19 protein-coding genes and 1 pseudogene are annotated in these 22,768 nt (G+C 47.3%); 15 read left to right on the top strand and 5 right to left on the bottom strand.

Translation table 11 applies throughout. From position 1 onward, the window contains the following. Positions 1-76 precede the first annotated feature (76 nt). The 5 genes and pseudogenes from WFI24_RS17675 (at position 77) to WFI24_RS17655 (ending at position 5,957) form a co-directional block, all read left to right on the top strand. On the top strand, positions 77-1,399 hold the full coding sequence (locus tag WFI24_RS17675) for an extracellular solute-binding protein (protein WP_336762846.1): 1,323 nt from the start codon (positions 77-79) through the stop codon (positions 1,397-1,399). 38 nt (positions 1,400-1,437) lie between these two features. Beyond that, the gene (locus tag WFI24_RS17670; protein WP_336762843.1) at positions 1,438-2,319 is read left to right on the top strand and encodes a carbohydrate ABC transporter permease; all 882 of its coding nucleotides are present in this window, start codon (positions 1,438-1,440) and stop codon (positions 2,317-2,319) included. A 54-nt stretch (positions 2,320-2,373) separates the two neighbouring features. Further along, positions 2,374-3,237, top strand: a complete 864-nt coding sequence (locus tag WFI24_RS17665; RefSeq protein WP_336762931.1) for a carbohydrate ABC transporter permease — start codon at positions 2,374-2,376, stop codon at positions 3,235-3,237. Positions 3,238-3,474: 237 nt separating this feature from the next. Then, on the top strand, positions 3,475-4,884 hold the full coding sequence (locus WFI24_RS17660) for an MATE family efflux transporter (RefSeq protein ID WP_145324756.1): 1,410 nt from the start codon (positions 3,475-3,477) through the stop codon (positions 4,882-4,884). A gap of 177 nt (positions 4,885-5,061) precedes the next feature. After that, a pseudogene (locus WFI24_RS17655) lies at positions 5,062-5,957 on the top strand (helix-turn-helix transcriptional regulator). A gap of 81 nt (positions 5,958-6,038) precedes the next feature. Here the strand turns inward: WFI24_RS17655 and WFI24_RS17650 are convergent. From WFI24_RS17650 to WFI24_RS17640, 3 genes are all read right to left on the bottom strand, one after another. Continuing rightward, positions 6,039-6,239, bottom strand: coding sequence for a helix-turn-helix domain-containing protein (locus WFI24_RS17650; RefSeq protein ID WP_100528241.1), 201 nt, complete (start codon positions 6,237-6,239; stop codon positions 6,039-6,041). An 84-nt stretch (positions 6,240-6,323) separates the two neighbouring features. Next, a complete protein-coding gene (locus WFI24_RS17645) occupies positions 6,324-6,746 on the bottom strand; it encodes a sigma-70 family RNA polymerase sigma factor (protein WP_336762840.1) in 423 nt (140 codons plus the stop codon). Positions 6,747-6,924: 178 nt separating this feature from the next. Further along, positions 6,925-7,254 carry a hypothetical protein gene (locus WFI24_RS17640; protein WP_100528243.1) on the bottom strand — a complete coding sequence of 110 codons (330 nt, stop codon included), beginning with the start codon at positions 7,252-7,254 and terminating at the stop codon, positions 6,925-6,927. Between the two features lie 392 nt (positions 7,255-7,646). Here WFI24_RS17640 and WFI24_RS17635 point away from each other — a divergent pair, with 392 nt between their 5' ends. The 3 genes from WFI24_RS17635 to WFI24_RS17625 are packed head-to-tail and all read left to right on the top strand — an operon-like array spanning position 7,647 to position 11,035. Next, the gene (locus tag WFI24_RS17635; protein WP_336762837.1) at positions 7,647-8,357 is read left to right on the top strand and encodes a response regulator transcription factor; all 711 of its coding nucleotides are present in this window, start codon (positions 7,647-7,649) and stop codon (positions 8,355-8,357) included. Then, positions 8,354-9,868: a sensor histidine kinase gene (locus WFI24_RS17630; protein ID WP_336762835.1), complete on the top strand. Its 1,515-nt coding sequence runs from the start codon at positions 8,354-8,356 to the stop codon at positions 9,866-9,868. Before WFI24_RS17635 ends, WFI24_RS17630 begins: the two co-directional genes overlap by 4 nt. A gap of 60 nt (positions 9,869-9,928) precedes the next feature. Then, positions 9,929-11,035 (top strand): TolB family protein, encoded by a 1,107-nt coding sequence (locus tag WFI24_RS17625; protein WP_336762833.1) that lies wholly within the window; start codon positions 9,929-9,931, stop codon positions 11,033-11,035. A 51-nt stretch (positions 11,036-11,086) separates the two neighbouring features. Here WFI24_RS17625 and WFI24_RS17620 read toward each other — a convergent pair whose 3' ends face one another. Next, positions 11,087-14,086: a tail fiber protein gene (locus WFI24_RS17620; protein ID WP_336762831.1), complete on the bottom strand. Its 3,000-nt coding sequence runs from the start codon at positions 14,084-14,086 to the stop codon at positions 11,087-11,089. Between the two features lie 415 nt (positions 14,087-14,501). Between WFI24_RS17620 and trhO the strand changes: the two genes are divergently transcribed. The 7 genes from trhO to WFI24_RS17585 all read left to right on the top strand — a co-directional run bounded on the left by trhO (position 14,502) and on the right by WFI24_RS17585 (position 22,067). Then, complete coding sequence (gene trhO, locus WFI24_RS17615) at positions 14,502-15,389, top strand: oxygen-dependent tRNA uridine(34) hydroxylase TrhO (RefSeq protein WP_124116691.1); 888 nt, start codon at positions 14,502-14,504, stop codon at positions 15,387-15,389. Between the two features lie 12 nt (positions 15,390-15,401). Next, entirely contained in the window at positions 15,402-16,049 is a 648-nt protein-coding gene (locus WFI24_RS17610) for a helix-turn-helix transcriptional regulator (RefSeq protein WP_145324748.1), read from the top strand. A 328-nt stretch (positions 16,050-16,377) separates the two neighbouring features. After that, positions 16,378-17,427: an ABC transporter substrate-binding protein gene (locus WFI24_RS17605; protein WP_336762830.1), complete on the top strand. Its 1,050-nt coding sequence runs from the start codon at positions 16,378-16,380 to the stop codon at positions 17,425-17,427. A 270-nt stretch (positions 17,428-17,697) separates the two neighbouring features. Further along, positions 17,698-18,558 (top strand): ABC transporter permease, encoded by an 861-nt coding sequence (locus WFI24_RS17600; RefSeq protein ID WP_442956236.1) that lies wholly within the window; start codon positions 17,698-17,700, stop codon positions 18,556-18,558. A gap of 2 nt (positions 18,559-18,560) precedes the next feature. Next, the gene (locus tag WFI24_RS17595) at positions 18,561-19,355 is read left to right on the top strand and encodes an ABC transporter ATP-binding protein (RefSeq protein WP_336762827.1); all 795 of its coding nucleotides are present in this window, start codon (positions 18,561-18,563) and stop codon (positions 19,353-19,355) included. 117 nt (positions 19,356-19,472) lie between these two features. Next, positions 19,473-20,651 (top strand): winged helix-turn-helix domain-containing protein, encoded by a 1,179-nt coding sequence (locus WFI24_RS17590; RefSeq protein WP_336762825.1) that lies wholly within the window; start codon positions 19,473-19,475, stop codon positions 20,649-20,651. Between the two features lie 69 nt (positions 20,652-20,720). Then, the gene (locus WFI24_RS17585; protein ID WP_336762824.1) at positions 20,721-22,067 is read left to right on the top strand and encodes an MFS transporter; all 1,347 of its coding nucleotides are present in this window, start codon (positions 20,721-20,723) and stop codon (positions 22,065-22,067) included. A gap of 111 nt (positions 22,068-22,178) precedes the next feature. Here the strand turns inward: WFI24_RS17585 and WFI24_RS17580 are convergent, their stop codons facing one another. Beyond that, positions 22,179-22,760, bottom strand: a complete 582-nt coding sequence (locus tag WFI24_RS17580; RefSeq protein WP_336762823.1) for a hypothetical protein — start codon at positions 22,758-22,760, stop codon at positions 22,179-22,181. Positions 22,761-22,768: the final 8 nt, after the last annotated feature.

Below are 22,768 nucleotides of genomic sequence, written 5' to 3'. Positions count from 1 at the left end.
TCTTATGGGTGTGTTGGGTGCGTGCTACAATTTGGTTAAAGCGGTTACATTAACCGAAAAAACCAAGGGGGTTGGGATGATGAGCAAAAAGACGATGGCCATGCTTCTGTCATGGACGCTGGTTCTCGCAGTAATTTTATCCGGATGCAACAATTCAAGTTCTGATCAAGAGGGTGAAACGGGCGGCAATGGAACAGATGGAAAAGTGACCCTCAAATTCATGCACCTCTGGCCAGCAGGAAGTTCCGCACAGCAGAACAAACTGGTCAACGATATCATTCAGCAGTATCAGACGGATCATCCGAATGTGACCATTAAGCAGGAAGTGCTGGAGAATGAACAATACAAGAACAAACTGAAAATCCTGTCCGCATCCAATGAGCTTCCTGATATTGGTGTAACTTGGGCTGCTGGATTTCTGGAGCCTTATGTGAAAGGCAATCTGTTCGCACCGGTGGATGATCTGCTGAGCGGCTCGCTGGGTGAGAAATTCATAGCCGGCACAACCGAAGCATATGCAATAGACGGCAAAACATATGCGTTACCCATTGAGCTGAATATCTCCCCCATTTATTATAACAAGGCCATTTTTGCCAAATATAATCTACAACCGCCAGCAACGTACGATGAATTCCTGAGTGTGCTGAAGACACTGACAGAGAACGGTGAAGTACCGATCGCACTGGGTAATAAAGACCGCTGGACGGGCTCGCTCTGGTACATGTATCTGGCGAATCGGTTAGGTGGAGATGCATTGGAGAAGGCTATCAATGGCTCTGGCAAGTTTGACGATCCGGCTCTGACTCAAGCTGCTGCCGAGGTACAAAAGCTGGTGGATATGAATGCTTTCAACAAAGGCTTCAACGGGTTGTCTAACGATGAGGGCAAATCCGAATTCATGAACGAAAAAGCTGCCATGTACCTGATGGGCACCTGGGAACTGCCGAACTTCACAACCAACCCGGACATTCCACAGGAATTCAAGGATAAGATCGGATTTTTCAAATTCCCTACGATTGAAGGCGGCAAGAGCGACATTAACAGCTGGGTAGGTGGTCCAGGCGTAGGACTGTTCGTGGCCCAGAACTCCAAAGTGAACGAAGAAGCGCAGAAGTTCGTGCAATACTTTGTGGAAAAATGGGGCGAGAGCTCGGTGACTGAAGCAGGCGTCATCCCGGCTACCAAAGTGGATACGGCTCAAGTGCAGTTGCCACAGCTCTACACAGACCTGCTGAACGAATTGAATCAGGCCAGCAGTCTTACGCTCTTTGCAGACGTGCAGATGAAACCGGCAGCTGCTCAGGCACATCTGGACATGATTCAGGCGTTGTTTGGCAAAGCAGTTACACCAGAGGACTTTGTGAAGAATCATCAGGCTGCGGTTGATAAAGGCAATTGACGTACACATGCCTGAACGCTTGAAGGGAGGATAATGTGATGGACAAAGTCATGTCCAACCGTCTCGTTGCTGCGTTGTACGTGCTTCCTGCACTGCTTCTGCTGCTGGTCTTGGTCTACATCCCGATCGTGCTTACCGGATATTATGGTTTGATGCAATGGGACGGGATCGGTGCAATGACCTTTATTGGATTGAATAATTACGCCAGATTGCTTCAGGACGGAACATTCTGGCAGAGTGCGAATCATACCTTTTTACTTGCTTTGTTCTCCGCGCTGAGCCTGATCGGTTATCTCATGATTGCGCTGGTGCTGTCGGGCAAGATCAAGGGCGCGAACTTGTTTCGAAAAATATACCTGATCCCGATGCTGCTGTCTTCCGTAGCCATCGCCCAGCTATGGCTGAAAATATATCATCCCAGCAACGGGGTGCTGAATACATTCCTGGAAGCGATCGGATTCAGCAATCCACCAGCCTGGCTGGCGGAGCCATCCCTGGTGTTGTATGCACTGTTCGTACCAATTCTGTGGCAGTATGCGGGCTTTTATATTTTGATCTATTATGCGGCGCTTAAAAATATCCCTGAATCCTTGGTGGAAGCAGCCCGGATTGACGGGGCAAGCCCGTGGCAGATCGCTTTTCGAATCAAGCTGCCGCTAATTACAGAAGTCATCAAGGTGACCGTGGTGCTCGCTGTGGTGGGCTCGCTCAAGTATTTCGATCTCATCTACGTGATGACCGATGGCGGACCGAATGGCTCCAGCGAAGTGATGGCCTCCTATATGTATCGTCAGGCGTTCCGCAGCTTCGACTTTGGTTACGGCAGTGCTGTAGGTTTCTTCCTGCTCTTGATCTGTCTGCTCGTTACCTGGTTGCTTCGTAAAGCGACAGCATCCAAAGATACGATTCAGTATTCCTGACGTAAGTGAAATGAAAGGAGGTCCATCCCGGTGAAGACGGATACGGCCGTTAGATTGCCAACTTACCCGGGGACAGGCCGAGGTTCGGCATGGTTGAGAAGATTTGGCTATGTTCTACTATATTTCCTCTTGTCCCTGGTAGCTGTGCTGCAAATTCTGCCCTTGGTATGGTTGCTGTTATTCTCGCTTAAAAATAATCAGGAAGTATTCGACATGGCGCCTTTTTCCCTTCCTGCTACGCCGCGTTGGGAGAACTATGTCAAGGTATGGACTGAAGGCAATATCAGCTTATACTTCTTCAACAGTGTATGGATTACGGTGGTCTCGGTGGTGGTCACCGTGCTGTTTGCCAGTCTGGTGACCTTTGCCATTACACGAATGCGCTGGAAGGGTCGTTCGCTGGTGCTGGGGCTATTCATGGTGGGTCTGATGATCCCTGTACACTCCACGTTGATCCCGCTGTTCAGCTTGTTCCTGAAGCTTCATCTAACGGATCATCCTTTGTCAGTCATCCTGTCCTATATTGCATTTAATATGCCAATTACCATTATGATTCTACTCGGATTCTACTACGCGCTCCCTCGGGAAGTGGAAGAAGCCGCCGTGATGGATGGTTGCTCCGTGCATCGGATTTTCTTCCGGATTGTGCTGCCGATGACGTCTTCGGTCATCTCCACAACGGCGATTATCAACATGATCTATAACTGGAATGAATTCATCTTTGTTAATACGTTCATCAGTACAGATTCGTACAAAACCCTGACCGTTGGGGTACAGAACTTTATCGGTCAATATACAACGGATTGGGGAGCCATTGGTGCGACGCTGATGATTAGCATTATGCCGATCCTGATTGCTTTTCTCATCCTGAGTAATCGAATCGTGGAGGGGATTGCTGCGGGTTCGGTTAAAGGTTAAAAGGTTGAGGGTTAGGGTCCTTCCATTACTTGCTTAAAAGGCAAGTTGGAAGGGTCCTTTTTTTGTCTTCTGAAACCTTTGTTAAGCGTACGGAAGACGGGCCTGATGAAAACAGTGAAAATTCCTATTTATGGTATTACAAAAAACTTTCAACTATTTTCGCAAAACTACTGCATTTTCAAACCACCTGTGCTAACATACCCTAAGAATTAAAGCCCACATGGGAAAGGTGAGAAAATGACAGCAATATCCTCAACCAAAGAGTCCCTTCGGTCTGATGCCAAGGATCTGAATCTGATTCGGCTGACATGGCCTATTTTCTTGGAACTCTTCTTATTTATGTTGATGGGGAGCGTAGATACGCTCATGCTCAGCTCGGTGTCCGATAACGCGGTCTCCGGCGTTGGTGCAGCCAACCAGATTATTTCTATCGCTATACTTGTACTGGAAGTCATTGGTCATGGTGCTGCGATTGTAGTGGCACAATATATTGGATCGAAAAAGCTAAGTGAAGCAGCACAGGTTACAGGTAATGCCATTACACTGAACCTTATTGTGGGGCTGGTCCTGAGCGGAATCTTCCTTCTGTTCGGAGGACATCTGTTATCACTCCTGAACATTCAAGGCGAAATTTATGATTTTGCCCGCTCGTATATAAATATCGTCGGTGGCGGGATCTTCCTCCAGGCACTCATTAATGCACTGGCTGCGACCATCCGTACACATGGTTACACCAAAGAAACGATGTACGTGGCTGTATTCATGAACGTGATTCACGTGGTTGGTAACTATGCATTGATCTTTGGTCACTTCGGTCTGCCGAAGCTTGGTGTGGAAGGGGCAGCCATCTCCACGGTGGGAAGTCGTTTTATCTGCCTGCTGATCTTCTTCTGGTTGTTGTATCGTGTGAGCGAGGTGCGGGTGGATTTCGAATACTACATTAAGTTGTCCAAACATTTTATTGGCAAAATTCTGCGGATTGGCATTCCGTCTGCGATGGAATCGATGGTATATCATTCCTGCCAGCTCGTGTTCACGCTATATGTGACCTATCTGGGCGCAGAAGCCATGGCAACCAAGCAGTACGCGGGTAATATCTCCAGCTATATCTACTTGTTCAGCATGGCAATTGGTATGGGGACATCCATCATTGTAGGCCGGCTTGTGGGTGCGCGGCGCAAAGACGATGCGTATAAACGTGTTTTTGACAGTGTAAAATGGGCGCTTCTGGCTACGGTCATCATTGATGTAATCATCATTCTGTTCCGTGTGCCGCTGATGAGCATATTTACGGATAATCCGGAAATTATCAAGCTGGGCGCTCAAGTGATTTTGCTGAGTCTTTTACTCGAAACCGGACGTACCTGCAATATTGTAATTATAGGTTCCTTACGTGCAGCAGGGGATGCAAAGTTCCCGGTATACATGGGTCTGATCTCCATGGTCTGCATGAGTCTACCACTGGGGTACCTTCTTATATTCCAGCTTCATCTGGGGCTCGCGGGTGTGTGGCTTGCCATTGCGGCGGATGAGTGGACCCGCGCGGTCATTATGTACTTCCGCTGGAAGAGTAGAGCTTGGGAGAAACATGAACTGGTGGAGCATGATGAAGAAGAGTCGGGTGCACAGCCAGTACCGGCTGTCTGAGGAAGAATGATGTGTGAATAAATAAAAGGAGAGTCAATGACGGAAAGGATTCAATCCGTGATTGGCTCTTTTTTGCGTTCCCGGTAGAGTCAATAGAATCCAAGTTAGCAAAAATGATCAAAACGGCGATGACATCGTTCACGTATAGTAAGGATATGGAAGGGGGCTTTACTTCAGTTGAGCCGTTACCGTGCAATGATTCAGCAAAGTTTGTTCTATATTGAGACTCATCTGCATGAGAGATTGGGCTGGAAGAAGTGGCATCCGAGGCATTGTTGTCGCCATATCACTACCATCGAATTTTCCGTAATGAGGTGGGCATGACCGTCGTGGATTATATCCGCAATCGCCGGATGAGTCTGGCGTCCACGGCCCTGCGAACCACGGATGCAGGCATTCTGGACATTTCCCTGGCATGTGGATTTGAGAGTCAGGAAGCCTTCACCCGCGCATTCCGCAAATTATATGGCATGCCACCAGGACGTTTCCGCAAACTGTTCGATCTGAAATTATTCGAAGGAAGAACCAGAGGAGGAGAACTACAGATGAATCAGACGTCAGCAATTACAGGATGGATGTTAACCGGAAGTCACCCGCAGAATTATGAGATGGGTATTGATCCTGCCGAAGTGCATCAGGGGAAAGCTTCAGGATATTTGAAGGCCGTTACGCCGATGGAGCCTAACGAGTTTGCAACGATGATGCAGCAGTTCAGGGCGGACAAGTATGTGGGTAAGCGGATGAAGTTATCGGGATTTGTGAAGACCGAGCGTGTGGACGCGTTCTGCGGATTATGGATGCGTGTGGATAATAACGTCCATGATGTACTTCAATTTGATAACATGCATGATCGACCGATTACGGGTACGCAGCCATGGAATCAGTACAACATTGTGCTTGATGTGCCGGAAGGCAGCGCAGTCATTTCATTTGGGGTTATTTTGAACGGTAAAGGAAAAGTGTGGGTCGATAGCTTCCGCTTTGAGGAAGTGGATCTGAACACACCGCTGACGCATATGGAGACAGAGTACGAGATGTCGGACGAGCCGCTGAATCTGTCATTTGAGGAGTAAGCATATTTATATACAGTTCATAATGATTATGAACTGTATATAAATAAAATTGAACCTGAGATACGATTAAAATCCAATAGATTATTTAATCTCATAGGAGTATAGAACTTCAAGGAATTTAGTAATTAGTTCTTGTCTTAAGTCTTCCCTGTTTTGATTGTTTGTCTGACGAAGAGATTTTTTAATTTTTGGCTCGAACTTTTGGATAATTTCCAGAACTGCAGTCTGACTCCCTGATTTTGCCTCAGTCAGTAGATCGTACATCTCATATGAATTATTCATTATTTACCTCCTATTAATTTTTTTAATGCTGAGATTAGAGTCTAGTGATTGTGCAAAGATTAGATAAGATGTATGAGTTGATAATTAGCTTTTCTCTGAGTAAAGAAACTTTCGTAATTTATTCAATGCATTTTTTCTTGATTTTGAAACACTTTGTTGGCTTACGCCCAACTTTTGAGCAATTTCTATATCTCTCTCCTCTCTACCATAAGAGAGGTTTAATATCTTCTTTTCGCGATGCGATAGTTTCAAAAAAAGTTTGTGTAAATTGGGGTCACTAATCTGGTTTTCTAATCCATATAATTCGTGCTTAAACAACTCATCATTCGTATGATTTAAATCACTTTCTTCAACATCATCCATGATTAAGGCAAACCTATCTTGATGTTTTCGAATTTTTTTATCAAAGTTTATTGAGTTGAAGTGTAGGAGAGTTGATATGTAACTAACAAATTTTTTCTCGAGCTCAGCTTTCATACTATTCTGTAAACTTTTTGTGTCAACCATAAATTTTCCTCCTTTTAAATGAAGTGTGTACAACGAGTTAGGAACATGTGTTCTTATTTTATTATACACTTTTTCTGTAAAAAATGCTTGTTAATTTAGGAATTAAATACATTAATTATAAATAAAAAAGGTAACCCATCATTTAGATGAGTTACCTTTTTTATTGAATTAATTACTACTAATTTGGGTTGGAATTATAAAATGTGAACCCTGAAAGAGTTCGAGCAGTCGTGTTTCTAATCATACTGGTATTAACTTTAACTGCAGCAACGCCCTGTTTGGATTCTGCTGCAAGAATACCTCCTTGTGTAACATAGTTGCCAATTACCGCACCGGATTCTGGTGCACCTTCTGCAACAAATCGATCACCACACTTACATTTGAAGAATCCGCTATGTCCAGGAAACTGTTTAGTTAAAAGCTTGCCAGTACTATCTGCAACATAAGCTGCCCCCTGTAAATACATTCTATGACTTGCTCCATAAGTGGTACATACTGCTTCTGCCATTAATATCTCCCCTTAATATTTAATTTCAAGAACGTTCTTTCCGGATAAGAGCGGCCTTGTAATAAGATAAAGAGATGCGAACTCGAAAAAAAACAACCACAATAAATATTTTATTTATCAGATAATAGTTCCACAGTAATTTGTCGCGTTGCAGTCTCTACCAAGCAGGAAAATTAAAGTTGAACTATATGGGTCAGCATTTATCGGAGTTTACTTCATAAGGTTTTCAATTTCCTTTTCATGTTTGAGGTATAAAGAAAGTAGAGCCGAGTCCAAGCTGAGAGGATACATGCTTTTTTTAAACCCTTGAGTCCTTCATAGCCAATTCGCACGGACCTTGTTAACATAGACCCATGAACCAACTCATGACATATATAAAGAGGATGAATTCCATGAATAAAAAGGTGCTCGTGGTAGATGACGAATCAAGCATCGTCAGTGCCATTGCTTACGCGCTGCGGCGCGAAGGATATGAAGTAAAGACTGCGAGTGACGGTGAAGAAGCTTTGGTCAAGGTCGCATCGTTTCACCCACAGGTCATGATTCTGGATGTGATGATGCCGAGGCTCGATGGATACGGTGTCTGTCGCAGGCTGGAGGACCGGGAGGATATCGGCATTATTTTACTGACCGTCAAAAATGATATCGTGGACAAAATCGTCGGCCTGGAAATGGGCGCGGATGATTATATGACCAAACCATTCGAGATCCGTGAACTGCTTGCAAGGGTGAAAGCGCTCATGCGCCGTGTCGAGAAGAGCAGTCCACCCCCTGATGATTCGAAGAACCAAGCTATCGTGAATGGCGATCTGCGTATTCATGTTGCTCACCGCACGGTGACTGTAAATGAGGAGAAGCTGGATCTGACACCAAAGGAATTCGATCTGCTGACCATTCTCATGTCCAATCCTGAGCGGGTGTACACGCGAGACGATCTGCTGGATCGGGTGTGGGGGATGGAGTATGCGGGTGGAACCCGAACCGTGGACATTCATATTCAGCGTTTGCGCAAAAAAATCGGAGATACGGATCAGCAAAAATTGCAGACCGTATACGGGATCGGCTACAAAGCTGCTGCGCCTGAAACAGGCGGGGCCGTATGAGAGTCAGCATCAAGCTGAAATTCAGTGTTTTTCTGGCGGCATTGCTCATCCTGACAGTGGTGGTGCTCAGTTCGCTTGTACTGCGAGGTATTGAACGCAATCAGCAGTCACAGATCGAGGGGATTCTGTCCCAGCAGACACGGCTGGTCAATCTGAACGTAAGACAGTCCTATTATACCGAATCGGTTCATCTGGAACAGGAAGCCTTTTTACAACAAAACGGCCGCAGGCTTGCGCAGGAACTGGCCAACTCGACTGGTCTACCGATAGCGCTCTATGATATGAAAGGCCAACAAGTCGGTTCATCGATCAGCTCCGGGGAGAGTGAGATTGTTCAGGATACGCTCAGCTATGCGCTGCAAAATAAAATTGCCTATCATGAACAAGGGGACACCCTGCTCTACGCCGCACCACTGGACGGTCCGGATGGGCAGATGGGTGCCGTATGGATGCAGTATCCGGTCCAGAGTTACCAAGACTTCTATGCCCGTATTCTTCAATTGTTCATGTGGGCGGGGATTGCGGTTGTGGCGCTGAGCTTCATTCTGGGGTATCTGTTCTACAATCGGTTTGCCGTCGCTATTACCCGGCTGAAGAAGTCCGCAGATTCCATTCGGGAAGGTGACTACATTACGGAGTCTCCGGTAAGACGCAAGGATGAACTGGGCGAGCTTGGGCAGGGCATCTATTATATGAGTACATCCATTCAGCAAAATATCACAGCCATGCATGCGGAGCAGCAGAAGCTGCAACTGGCGATTGAGAAGCTACAGGCGCTGGAACAGCAGCAGAAACAATATATCGGTAACATCAGCCATGAGTTCAAGACGCCGCTGACGTCGATCAAAGCCTATGTGGAGCTGCTCGACATGTATAAGGATGATCCGCAACTGCTTGATGATGCCACGAATAATATTGGAAAAGAAACCGAGCGGTTGTACGAGATGGTCGAGAAAGTCTTACATTTATCTGCCCTGGAGAAGTACGACTTCGAGAACCAGGCCGAAGATGTCGAGGTCAGTGCTCTGTTGGCAGATGCATGTGGCCGCATGCGGGGGAAAGCCGAGAAATTTGGGTTAAACATGGAACTGGAGCTTGAACCTGCGATGATCCGCAGTGATCGGGAAAGTCTTATGCATATTTTCATCAATCTGCTGGATAATGCCATCAAATATAACGTCCCGGATGGTGTAATTCGGGTGAAGAACGAACTGCGGATGCAAGATCACCAAGCGGTCATTCGCATCTATAACTCGGGTACGCCGATTCCGGCAGAGGCACAGGAGAAGATTTTTGAACCTTTTTACACCGTGAACAAAGACCGGGCCAGAAAAACGGGCGGAACTGGACTGGGACTATCTCTCGTGAAGCAGTTTGTTGAGAAACAGGGCGGTACAATCACCTTGCTACCAAGTAATCCGGGCGATCCAGAGGATAGGGAAGGTGTGACGTTCCAGCTCATATTTCCTTTGGCTGATGCAAGTTTACAAGTTCGAAACAAGTCTGAATAACTTTGGAAGTATGCGATGTGTATGCTTGGTCTATAGCAAGAGAAACCAGGGGGGACCATCATGAATTGGAAACAAGCAGCTTTGGGCACGTTCGGAGCCATTGCCCTGCTAACGACAGCAGCATGCGGGGGAACGACAGAGCCGGGGGGCAACGCACAAGGTGGGAAAACGGGCACCGATATTATAGTGAAAGATAATACCAACACGTCTGTGTACCAGAGCTTCAAGCTGGAGAAAATTGATAAGCTGCCGAATATGCGCGGGATTACATGGCTTAGTGATGATTGGATTGTATCCGACAAGGAGAACAAGTCCTTGAAACCAGTCACGGTTGAAGGCCAGGAAAGATACCCGCATAACTTATATATGTATGATCTGACCAAAGGTACAGACACGCCGCTCAAGGAAGGTGAAGCCAATCTGGGTGCACCGCTGGTGTCACCGGATGGTCAGTACCTGTTCTACCGGGAGCCGGAGGAAAATACGGGCAAAGGCTACTTCCTGAACCTGCATAATGGGGAGACAACCCCTGCTGGCAAGGAGGACGGATTTATCCAAGAAGGCGCGTGGCTGGATAATGAACATGTTGTTTTTCCCAATATGAAGGGTGATCTCATCTCGGCAAGTGTGGATGGTACAACGAAGGTGCTGGTGGAGACGGGTAATTTCAATGTACGGAGCATCGAGGTTTCAAACGGTAGGATCTATTATATTACGGGTGAAGATGGCCAGCTGAATGCATACGATGCGAAGACGGGTGAAGTGAAACAGGTGTTGAAAAGCGTGGAGTGGGTCATTCCTTCTAATGATGGAACAAGGCTTGCGATTGTGAAAAGAACGGCGGATACCAAACGGGCGCTGGTGCTCACCGATCTGGAAGGCAATGAGAAGGCAACGCTCGCCAGAGGCACACAGATATTTGGGACAAGCTGGTCAGGTGACGATTCCAAGATTGCATATACGATCAATTCCGAGAATGATAGTGAGAAAGGACTGTTCGTCTCCAACACGGAGTCGGCAGAACAGTTCCAGATCTCGGCGGATATGGACAATGCTTCTGACCCACTCGCCTGGAGCCCGGAAGGCAATAAGATTCTGTTATCGCAGGCGATATTGGAGAATGAATCGTATCACTTTGTAACCTCGGTCATTACGATCTCGGAATAAAACAATCAGAAAAGCCTGTTCCCGGAAGGAACAGGCTTTTAGATATATACACTAATGTTTTGCGTTCAACAGTAGTTTGACCGCTTCTGCACGCGTGGTTTTATCACTTGGAGCAAAGGTATTCAGGCCTTTACCGTGCAGCATCCCGGCTTTTTGCATGCCAGCGACAGCTGCTTTGGCCCAAAGCGGAATCTGTGCCTCGTCTGCAAAGGTTGAGCTTGTGCCAGTTATCGCGTTTAATTGAAGCGCACCGGCTACCAGGACAGCCATCTCAGCACGGGTTACAGCATCATTGGGGCGGAAAGCTCCCTCAGTGTCTCCCTGAATAAACCCTGCTTGCACGGCACGAGCTACAGCAGACTGCGCCCAAGCTCCTATTTTTGCCTGATCGGTAAAAGATATTGCCGCTTCTGTGTATTCTGTATTCAGTGTATTCATTAGCATCACCGTAAATTCTGCACGCGTAACGGATGCATTAGGCTTGAAGGACCCATCGGAAAATCCACTCACGATACCTTCAAGGACGGCTTCCTGAATGAAATCTTCCGCCCAGTGCCCATCGACATCGCTAAATGCAATCTCTGCTGGCACCTTGGGTTGTTCAACCGCAAAAACAGCAAATTTGGTGAAATGGTCTACGTCTACGTTGACTTGATTGTCATGAATTGAAGCTTCTCCCGCAGAGATCCACAATTTATTTTGTTCATCAAAGTAGAATAGTCCAGCCTGGTGATTGGTTGGCAAGCTTGATGTATCAAATGTCAGATTCAAGGTTACGTATTTATTGAAGTTCTGTTGAACATTCTTAAGTAACTCATATACCGGGCTGATTAGTTTAGTCTGATTAGTTAGCAAGTCCGAAGAATCGGTAATCTGGTCAATCGTGATCTTCATTTCTTGATTAGTTGCTCCAGATGGGATGGTTACAGTGATGCCATCACCCAAACTCACTTGCCCAGCCTGCCCTGCTGCAAGTGTTAAACGTCCATTAGCGGACGAATTAGTTGTGTTAGGTGGAAAAGGATTACCGCTCGACCCGTTGTTATTCTGGTTACCAGAGCCTCCGCCGCTGCTGTTACCATTATTACCACCTGATGGTGGCGTGGAATTAACACTCCATTTGGCATATAAGATCAGATCGGCTGTAATCTCTGTTTGAGCAAAGTTGAATGGAGTCTTCAACTCGGGGTCTGCATACCAGCCTGCAAACGTATAGCCGGAACGGCTTGGCGAAGCAGGTGCTGAAAGTTTCTGACCGTAATTGACTGAGTGATCTGCAACGGTTGTACCACCGTTAGGCTCGAACTTAATGGTATAGGAGTTTGCCGTCCATTTCGCATACAGGGTGAGAGCAGTGGTTACAGTTGTACTGCTGAAATCAAAAGCCTGACTCAGATCTGAATCCGTGAACCATCCAGCAAAGGTATACCCTGCTTTGGTTGGATCAGGTGGAGCGATAGCCTTGTCACCGTAAGGAACCTTTTGTTCCATTACATTAGTACCGCCGTTACTATTAAAGGTCATGGTTCGCGGCGCATAAAAGCGGAATGGAATGGTTGTGGTATTGCCTGCACGATCTGTAACAATCAATACATGCTCTCCATCGGATCGGACTGTATCTCCACTAAGGAAGAGGGAACCATTCAGTGTGGCGGTTCCTTCATTAAAGGTAATTACTGGATTGACGCTATATACCCCGTCCTCCACAATACCCGTGACGACTGGATCCTGGGTATCAATCGTAAAGTGAATCGCTGTCGTACCCACACTATTGGTAACTGCCAGGGTGTATTCTCCGTCGGCTGTAATTGCAGTGCCGCTTGTGAATGAAGCACCATTCAGAAGTGCCGTACCGCTATTAAAAGTGGGGATTACCGTTTGATTATATATTCCATCGTCAGCTAAGCCGCTGACTATTGGAGATGTGCCTGGTTCAACAGTTATGGTAACTAATGCAACATTACTCGAACCCCATGGATTGGCGACAGTGTAATAAAAATGGTCTGTTCCTACAAAGTTGGTATTCGGAGTGTAGGCCAATGCACCGTTAGAATCAAGTTCCACGGTTCCATTCAGCGGTTCAGTGCTTAAAGAGGCGGTAGAAGCATTACTGTCGTTGGCCATCAATCCCGGTGATGGCACAGTCAGAGCTGTGTTTTGGCTGGTAGTGTAAGTATCTGCTGTTGCATAGGGCGGAATGTCACCTCCAAAATGAGGGAATTTGCCTGTTTGGACAACATAATACACCAATGCGGATGGTGTGTTGTTCAGATTAGGTACTCTGAAACTCACCTGGCCATCACCCCCAAATTTGGTGCCTAATAGACTAAATAAAGCCTGATTTAGGTTGATAGGCAGTGAAGATCCATCTGCAAGTATCCAGTGTGCAGGCGAGAGATTAACCAGCATGGGAATGATTTCACCTGTATACTCGCCTCCCGTACCGTCAATCTCGGCATGGTATGTCGAATCCATAAATACAGCGTAATGCATGATGTCGCCTTTAATTTTAGGTAATGTAGGTAATTGGAAGGTTTCCGTCCCATCTCCACCGAAGGTTGTGCCAATCATATTGAAAAGTTCAGTGTAATCAGAGATATGGAGAGACTGACCCTCTATACGTAACCACCCCTGGGGTGTAAAGTAGTAAGGAAACAGGCGAACCTCACCAAACACAGCATTTTTGATAACATCGTAGTCCTCATTACGAGGTGGAAAGGTTCCAGTGATAGCTATGTAATATCCCAGTCCCTCGGGTGAAACATCCGTGAGGTCAGGTAATGCAAAGGTTGTTTCTCCATCTCCGCCATAATTATTGCCTAGTAATGAAAACAGAGCTGTATTCTGATCCAATGGAAGTGTTCGTCCATCCGCTAGCATCCAGTTGTCGGGAGCGGCGTTGTAAGGGAATAACTGAATTTCTCCAATGAAGGGTTTTTCTGCGGCGGCTTGAGCCCGTTGTATCAACCCTGACGTATTCCATAGACCGCTGAATCCGAGCAGGAATACCAACCACAGGATGCTTACTTTTTTGAATAGTGTTAGACGCACGATCTCATTCCCCATTTTCCATTTAAATATGTTACGTTATGGTTATTCCCGTCCACTGTACTTTCCTAATTCATAGTGGTAAGCCATATAATGATGAGCATAGTTTAATGGATATGAAAGCAAAAATGAATACGATTTTAGTTCAAATTCGAAATATTTTTTTGAATTTTCCAGAGACAAATCATTTATGGTTGAAATGTTCCATATCTTTCATCCCTTTCTATACATTTATATTGACTAAGCTATTCCGCTTCCGATAAACTAGAATGCAGGAATAAAAGTCGAATGTCAGGCAGCAGTTCGAGACGATGTTTCGGGCGGCTGTTTATTTTCTTTTTAACAGTAAGGGTGCAACGTAGTCGTCTTGCCGGATGATCCGGCTAATAACAACATGGAATAGGAACAGGTGATATACATGTGTAACAGCGCGTACCGCGTGCTTTTATATTATAAGTTCGTGAAGATTGAAGACCCTGAGACGTTTACACAAGAGCATCTGCAATACTGTAAGGACCTGGGTGTGAAAGGCCGTATTCTGATCGCATCCGAAGGCATTAACGGTACCGTATCCGGAACGCCTGAACAGACAGAACAGTACATGAAAGACATGCATGCCAACCCGCTGTTCAGCGACATGGTGTTCAAGATTGATGATGTGGAAGAGCATGCGTTCAAAAAGATCTTTGTTCGTCACAAAGCAGAGCTGGTTACGTTCCGCGTGGACGAAGACCTTGATCCAAATGTGATTAGCGGCAAACGTCTTTCACCGAAAGAGTTCCATGAACATCTGCAACGTGATGACGTCATCGTTATTGATGGTCGCAATGACTATGAATACGAAATCGGTCATTTCCGCGGGGCCATTCGTCCAGATGTCGAGTCGTTCCGTGAGTTTCCGGAGTGGATTCGGGAGAACCTGGGTGACATGAAGGACAAAACGATCATTACCTACTGCACTGGCGGCATTCGCTGCGAGAAGCTGACCGGGTTCATGATCAATGAAGGATTCCAGGACGTGGCTCAACTGGACGGTGGTATTGTCACGTACGGTAAAGATCCGGAAGTGCAAGGCCATCTGTTCGATGGCAAGTGTTACGTGTTTGACGAGCGGATCTCTGTACCGATTAACCGGACAGAAGAAGATATCGTCATTGCCAGCTGTTATCACTGTGGAACGACACATGACCGATATATTAATTGTCCAACCTGCAACCTGCAGCACGTAAGCTGTGAGGATTGCGAAGAGACGCATAACCGCTTTTGCTCGGATGCTTGCCGGGAGGCAGCACCGGTACACGCATAAGCAGGAGAGCAGGTGCTGATCGTGAAGCGCGAAGAGGAACGAACGACGCGTGAACGGATTTTGTTCATGCTGAAGCAGCAAGGCACAATGACTGCGAGGGAAATGACCGCTGAGCTCGGTCTGACCGGCATGGCCATTCGTCGTCATCTGACGGCATTGGAGCAGGATGGCTGGATTGAGGTTGGGGAAGCCCGGGCTACGGCTGGACGTCCGTCCTCGGTGTACCATCTAACGGTGCGCGGGGACAGCTATTTTCCAAAATCATATTCGTCCCTGACGCTGGAACTGCTTGAAGAGTTGTCTGACTCAGCCGGGAGCGGTGTGGTGGATACGTTGTTCGAGAGTCGCCGGGACAAGCTGCTTCGCAGCGGATTACCACAGATGGAGGGCCAGGATCTGGCCGGACGGGTGGAGGAACTCGCGCGTATTCAGAATGCCAACGGATATATGGCGGATGCGTCCAGAGAAGAAGATGGAACCTACGTTATTACGGAAATGAACTGCCCGATTGTACAAGTCGCGAGTGTCTACAAGCAAGCTTGTCGCTGTGAACTGGAACTGTTCCGCTCGTTGCTTCAAGCTGAGGTGGAGCGTACCGAATGTTACGCCGATGGCGGCAAAAGGTGCAAGTATGAGATTCGCGAAGCGTCGGGGAATTAGTTGAATAAGACATAGGCAACTCGCATAACTTGCGGGTTGCTTTTTTGCCGTTATGTAATGTTTTCTATCACAATCATACGATGAAACTAATTTGGAAGCGGTTCAACCATTGACGGAAAACGGGACGCACCTTAATATTAGGGAAACAATATTACAGCAACACGGGTCATGGACTTCAGTCGCATGAGGAAAGTCTGTATTTGTCTGCTTTTGTCGATCAAAGCAACAATGCGTTGAAGCGTTCGTTTTGTCCCGCCCTATCGTGCCAGTGGAATGGCGATATGGTAAGGGTAACTACATTTTATAAGATGGAGAGGGGTTCTCACACATGAAAAAGAAATTCTGGATGTCACTGATGATGGTTGCTTCAATGATCGTTGCGGCAGGTTGCGGAAATAACAGCGGTACAGGTTCGGAATCCGAAGGATCGGGGACTACAACAGGTGGAGGCAGCGAGGAAAAATCATACCAGATTGCCATCTCGCAGATTGTTGAACATCCATCTCTGGATGCTACACGTGAAGGATTCATCGCAGCCCTGAAGGAAGCAGGCATTGAAGAGAACAAGAACCTCAAAATCGATTACAATAACGCGCAAGGTGATTCGACGAACAACCTGTCCATTGCACAGAAAATCTCGGGTGATTCCAAAAATGATCTTGTACTCGGTATCGCAACACCATCTGCACTGGCTTTGGCTCAACAAGTGAAGGACAAGCCATTATTGTTCGCAGCGGTAACGGACCCACTGGGTGCCAAATTGGTGACTGATATGAATAAGCCGGGCGGAAATATCACAGGTGCATCGGACACGAATCCGGAGGCCATCGTGCAATTGGCTAACTTTATCGCCAAAAATCTGCCTGATGTGAAAACGGTAGGTTTGGTCATTAACGAAGGTGAGCCGAATGCGGTGGTTATGGCAGATAACGCAGAAAAAGCACTGGCGACACATAATATCAAGCTGGTGAAAGCACCGGTTACGAATACATCTGAAGTCAAACAGGCAACGGATTCCCTTGTTGGCAAAGTAGATGCGTTCTACATCACGCTCGATAACTCGGTCGTGAGTGCGGTTGACACTATTATCCAAACGGCGAACAGCAACAAAATTCCGTTCTTCTCCAGTGACCGGGATACCGTTGAAAAAGGAGCTTTCGCAACCGTTGGCTTCAAATACTATGACCATGGATATCAGGTTGGTGAGATGGCTGCGGACATTCTGAAGAATGGTACGAAACCGGGCGACATGAAAGTCACCGTTCCGGACAAACTGGATCTGATCCTGAACCTGAAAGCGGCTGAAGCCCAAGGCATCACGGTTACGGATGAGATGAAGGCAGAAGTGCAAGATCAGGACAACAACATTATTCAATAGAATCAATTCATAATACCTTTAGTTACTTCAATCAAGGGTAGATATAGATCAAAACGATTCAATTTGTCTATATCTAGTTACAGAAACAATAATTTAATGAATTATGAGATTGATTCAATAATTGGACCGGATCGTTATCCGGCAGTAAGGATGCGAGGCGAACGTGCAACGGGTTCGCCTCATTCTTTTCGATAGACAGGAGGAAGTAGCGTGAGTATAAGCTGGAATTCAATTGAAGGAGCAATCGAGCTGGGGCTTTTATACGCACTGATGGCACTTGGTGTATATATTACGTTCCGCATACTCGATTTTCCTGACCTTACCGTAGACGGAAGTTTTACAACAGGAGGCGCAATCGCGGCGGTTATGATATCCAATGACTTCTCTCCTTGGCTCGCTTGTTTGGCGGCAATGGCTGGAGGCATGGTGGCTGGGGCATGTACAGGTCTGCTTCATACCAAAGGCAAAATTAACGGATTGTTATCCGGGATTTTGATGATGATCGCGCTCTACTCCATTAATATGCGTATCCTTGGCGCACCGAATAAATCCATTATGGGCATGGATAATCCATTCTCGGGCGAACATGTCATGGTGCTAATTATCATCGTCGTGCTGGTATTTAAAATCATGCTCGATCTGTTCATGAAAACAGATGTTGGACTGGCGCTACGCGCGACAGGTGATAACAAACGCATGATTCGCAGCTTTGGTGCAAATACGGATGTGACTACGATTGTAGGTGTCAGCTTATCCAATGGATTGGTTGCCCTGTCTGGCGCATTCATTGCACAACAATCCGGCTTTGCGGACATCACGATGGGCATCGGTATGATCGTCATCGGACTGGCTTCGGTGATTATCGGTGAGGCCATTCTTGGAGCAAGAACGGTATTCTGGGCCACACTCGCAGCGATCGTTGGTTCGATCATCTACCGGATTGTGGTCGCGCTTGCCCTTCAAGTCGAGTGGTTCGATACATCTGATCTGAAACTGATCACCGCTGTGATCGTCATTATCGCTCTTGTATTCCCAACGATGCAGCGCTCCATGAAGCAGCGAAGTCTGGCTCGCAGACGAACAGAAGAGTTGATGCGATCCGGGGGCCAACAGGCGAAGGGAGGTATGTGATCATGCTGGAGATTACGCAAGTAACCAAGCTGTTCAACCCAGGTACAACGGATGAGAAGACCGCGCTGGTTGGTGTGAATCTGACGATGAATCCGGGAGACTTTGTGACGGTGATTGGCAGTAACGGAGCCGGGAAATCGACGCTGATGAACATTATATCGGGTGTGATGAAGCCGGATATGGGTGATGTACTGGTCAATGACCGTTCAATTAAAAACTTGCCTGAGCACAAGCGCAGCAGCTGGATTGGCCGGGTGTTCCAGGACCCGATGGCAGGAACAGCACCGCATATGTCCATTGAAGAAAATATGGCGATGGCATACAAACGTGGCAAGGGGCGTGGACTGGGCTTTGGCGTGACCCGTGCCAGACGCGAGATTTTCAACACGCAACTGGAGAAGCTGGGAATCGGACTGGAAAAGCGGCCTAACGCGAAAGTCGGTTTATTGTCAGGCGGGGAGCGGCAGGCACTCAGTCTGCTGATGGCGACGTTTACCCAGCCACAGATTCTGCTGCTGGATGAGCATACGGCGGCTCTTGATCCTTCACGTGCCGAACTGATCACGGAACTGACAGAGACACTTGTGCGTGAGATGAGATTGACTACGCTGATGGTAACGCACAATATGGAACAGGCGATTCGACTGGGTAACCGTTTGATTATGATGGACAAAGGCCGAATTATTCTGGATGTCAGCGAAGAGCGCAAGCGTACGTTGACGGTACCTGAGTTGCTTGGTGAATTCGAACGGATTAGCGGCAAAAAAATGGCAGATGATCGTGTTGTACTCGGTTAAGACAAGAATCAGCTCGTTCGAAGAATAGATACACGACAGAAACCTTTTGCGTTCTCTCAAAGGGTTTTTGTGGTATGTTGAACACACGATGAGAAGAATATATAGGAGGAACCAAGCATGTCTTTGCAATTGGATGAGGGGACATATACGGTAACAAGGCGAACGGAATCCATTCGTCTGCTGGCGAAGGAATTTGCACTTTTTCGTTTTTTGTATGAAAACAAGGATAAAGCCTTCACTCGCAGTCAATTACTGGACCGGGTATGGCCGCTGGAATATCCGGTTGAACGCACCGTGGATGATCATATCTATCGTCTGCGCAAGAAACTGAAGCACTGGGACGAGATTAGTCTGGATACGGTAAGGGGATACGGTTATCGGCTTGCTGTGCAGGAAAACAAGTCCGTTCTACCTCCTAGCCCTTCTGCTCAGGACCCAGAAATGCAGGAAGCCATTCACGGATTACTTCGTAAATATCACTTGTTTGGACAGGGAAACGCCATACAGACCCTGGTGCAACAGCAGGAAGCACTCGGCATTCAGATTGTGCCTTATTATCAGTTGTATATCCGTTTTATACAGGGAGATCTGGCATGGCTGCTTACAACGGAAGAAGTTGCTTTCGAAGAACGCTTGTACTGGTTATTAATCTATGTTCACTCGCTAATTGAACCATCCGTAAGCTTACGTATGTATGAACAGGCATTGAATTCATCTGCTTTGTCTGCCGATCAGCTTCGGGAACTCCGCATTTTGAACATAATCGAAGTCTATGTAGAGGTAGGCCAATATCAACGGGCCAAAGCACAGCTGGAAGAAACGTACCGTGTAATAGAGACAGACGAGCTCAAGAATTTCAGACTGCCTGTAGCACTTGCAGCGTTGTATGTGGAACTATGGGGTGGCAACGGCGAAGCTGTTGAGGTTCAGATGGCAGTCCTGCGAGGAGGGTTGAAGGATGCACCCTATCTGCGAGAGATCGGACGTTTTCAGGTGATGGAAGGCCTATGGTTGCTTCGACAGGGACGGATTCGTGAGGCAGAGTTAAGAATGGATGACGGTCTGGATGTGTTGAAAATGTCGCTAAACGCACCACTATATCTGAATGCTGCATATCAGATCCTCCTATTCCTGGAGCACCATCGAATTGAAGGCAGACTTCGCAGCAAATATCGTCAAGTGTATGCAGAGATCGGTAAAAGTTACGGTGTTCCCGCATATGGACAACAAATTGTAGATAAGGTACGTCACTTTTTGGCTCCTGTATCCCCATCCTCTGATCTTCCTCTGATATAACTCCCTTATGATTACAGCCAAGGAACATACAGACCACAATTGGCTGTAATCAAGGGAGGAAGTACATGTATGACCGTCATTTCAAATGAGTCCACATCCAATGAATCTACCGAAGTACCAGCTCCATCTGCTGAACCCTCCAAAAGCTTATGGACCAACCTCCGGTTTGTCCGCATGTTTATCGCATACTCTCTGGCTACGTTTGGAGACTGGTTCGATACACTCGCCATCCAGGTGATGGTGGCCTACCGATGGGGTGCGGACCCGCTGATCATTGCGCTTATTCCAGTATGTATGGCTGTCCCGGGTATATTGCTGGGCTCCGTTGCAGGTGCACTGGCTGATCGACTTCACAAAGTGAGGATCATGATGCTGTGTGATGTGATTACGGTTGCCCTGACCATTGCCATTCTGTTTGCGCCAAGCCCAGTATGGTTGCTTCCACTTCTTGCCCTGCGGGCCATGATGAATGTATTCCATGTTCCAGCCCAGCAGGCGTTAACCCGTCAGGTGGTGGCAGAGGAGCATCTGTTCCAGGCATCTTCCCTGAACGGTTTTGTGAGCCAGTGCTCGAAAGTGGCAGGACCGCTTCTGGGCGCAGTCATTTTGGCCTTTTTTTCACCACAGATCTGTATTGTCATTAATGCCTGTACCCGTCTGTTGTCGGGCGCAGTGCTGTGGCCTTTGCGGCGGTTGGTGGAGAAATCGGAGCCTGTTGAACCAGACGGAAGTGTTGATGGCACAGAGGGTGCATCAGAATCCTTGTTTACCCAGTGGCAGCAAGGTTGGCGGTTTATACGGAGCAGCCGTGTCGTACTAAGTACGATGTTGTTTGGCTGTTTTGGACTCATGGCCATTCTCATGATTGATTATCAGTTTACGACCCTGTTCCGGGAGATCAAGCCGGGTAATGAATCGTTGCTAGGTTGGTTAGGTTCATCGGCAGGTGCTGGAGCCGTGGTCATCATTCTATTGATAAATCGGCTGCCGAGAATGGGGTATGGGTGGGGGCTCGGTGGAGGATATCTGTTCGTGGGTGCCGGAATCGCTGCCTTGGGGTGGATCGGCCCAGATACACCCGAAATCTGGGTCATCATCTGGGGCCTCTGCATCGGGATAGGCAATGGGCTCTTTATGGTAACACTGAATTATTTGCTGCAAAAGGAAACCCCTCCTGCCTATGTAGGACGTGTCTTTGGTATTCAAAACTCGTTATCCAGTGTGGTGCTTGTTATTGCACCGATTGCCGGTGGTGCCCTGATTCGTGCCACAGGGCCGAGTCCCACTTTTCAGTATATCGGTCTCGCTACACTAGTCATTGGTTTGGCCGGCATACTGCTGCAGCGTATCTTGTGGGGGGTGAAGCAGCCCTCCATGTCTGAAGCCAAAGAGATCGTTCCGCAGGAATCGGCCTGACTGCTCTGACCCGATTCCTAACAACATTGTATCTACAGTCAGACAAACAGCCGCTTCCGATAGTCACCGAAGGCGGCTGTTTGCTGTGCTGGAATGTCGGATATTGAGCGGTCACACTTCCCACCAGGCAAAATAAGCCGTGGAGGCCATTAGTCCTCCAACCGAAAGTGAACCGCTAACAGTGAGATTGATTGCCTGACCTGGAGGAACGACGTATCTTCCAGATTCATTGGATAGAAAAGGACCTGCTTGCAAAGGCATCGCCATCAATGAGGTAGCACCTGATGGAGCTGCCGCTGAGAATCGTACCGTTGCAATACTGGTATTACTGCTGGAGAGGTTACTGTTTACCGGTGTGAGTGTGGTGGGTGATGTCAGTGTTCCATTCGCGCTCAGACTCATGGAACCGCTGAAGGAAGATAACAGATTGAGTGAGACCGTAATTCCACCAGAGAGCCGTGATACATAAAGGGTTTTTCCGCTTCCCGCTGGATTGGCCAATTGTACGGTAGCGATCACGCTTCCTCCCAGCAATCCCAGTGTTGTGGAATTGGTGGAACCTGCATTGTACAGATTGCCTGTATTGCCGGCATCGTTCTCAGGTGGGGCAACAATGCCGGGAGAGGTATATGTGTTGGTATTCGACGTATAGACGGGCTGGCTTAACGGGTTGAATACATTATTGTTTGGCACTGGTTGCA

Origin of the sequence: Paenibacillus sp. USHLN196 (assembly GCF_037144955.1) — a bacterium.
In the GTDB taxonomy this organism is placed as follows: Bacteria; Bacillota; Bacilli; order Paenibacillales; family Paenibacillaceae; genus Paenibacillus; species Paenibacillus xylanexedens_C.
The sequence above is the reverse complement of the archived record's forward strand: the minus strand, read 5'-3'. Positions and strand labels throughout refer to the sequence as shown.

Excerpts from the sequence above, each read along its gene's own strand:
- WFI24_RS17630 (WP_336762835.1), top strand. The coding sequence starts at position 8,354 with ATGAGAGTCAGCATCAAGCTGAAATTCAGTGTTTTTCTGGCGGCATTG.
- WFI24_RS17590 (WP_336762825.1), top strand. The coding sequence starts at position 19,473 with ATGTCTTTGCAATTGGATGAGGGGACATATACGGTAACAAGGCGAACG.
- WFI24_RS17660 (WP_145324756.1), top strand. The coding sequence starts at position 3,475 with ATGACAGCAATATCCTCAACCAAAGAGTCCCTTCGGTCTGATGCCAAG.
- WFI24_RS17625 (WP_336762833.1), top strand. The coding sequence starts at position 9,929 with ATGAATTGGAAACAAGCAGCTTTGGGCACGTTCGGAGCCATTGCCCTG.
- WFI24_RS17645 (WP_336762840.1), bottom strand. The coding sequence starts at position 6,746 with ATGGTTGACACAAAAAGTTTACAGAATAGTATGAAAGCTGAGCTCGAG.
- WFI24_RS17670 (WP_336762843.1), top strand. The coding sequence starts at position 1,438 with ATGGACAAAGTCATGTCCAACCGTCTCGTTGCTGCGTTGTACGTGCTT.
- WFI24_RS17650 (WP_100528241.1), bottom strand. The coding sequence starts at position 6,239 with ATGAATAATTCATATGAGATGTACGATCTACTGACTGAGGCAAAATCA.
- WFI24_RS17585 (WP_336762824.1), top strand. The coding sequence starts at position 20,721 with ATGACCGTCATTTCAAATGAGTCCACATCCAATGAATCTACCGAAGTA.
- WFI24_RS17635 (WP_336762837.1), top strand. The coding sequence starts at position 7,647 with ATGAATAAAAAGGTGCTCGTGGTAGATGACGAATCAAGCATCGTCAGT.
- WFI24_RS17600 (WP_442956236.1), top strand. The coding sequence starts at position 17,698 with ATGGCACTTGGTGTATATATTACGTTCCGCATACTCGATTTTCCTGAC.
- WFI24_RS17595 (WP_336762827.1), top strand. The coding sequence starts at position 18,561 with ATGCTGGAGATTACGCAAGTAACCAAGCTGTTCAACCCAGGTACAACG.
- trhO (WP_124116691.1), top strand. The coding sequence starts at position 14,502 with ATGTGTAACAGCGCGTACCGCGTGCTTTTATATTATAAGTTCGTGAAG.
- WFI24_RS17605 (WP_336762830.1), top strand. The coding sequence starts at position 16,378 with ATGAAAAAGAAATTCTGGATGTCACTGATGATGGTTGCTTCAATGATC.
- WFI24_RS17640 (WP_100528243.1), bottom strand. The coding sequence starts at position 7,254 with ATGGCAGAAGCAGTATGTACCACTTATGGAGCAAGTCATAGAATGTAT.
- WFI24_RS17675 (WP_336762846.1), top strand. The coding sequence starts at position 77 with ATGATGAGCAAAAAGACGATGGCCATGCTTCTGTCATGGACGCTGGTT.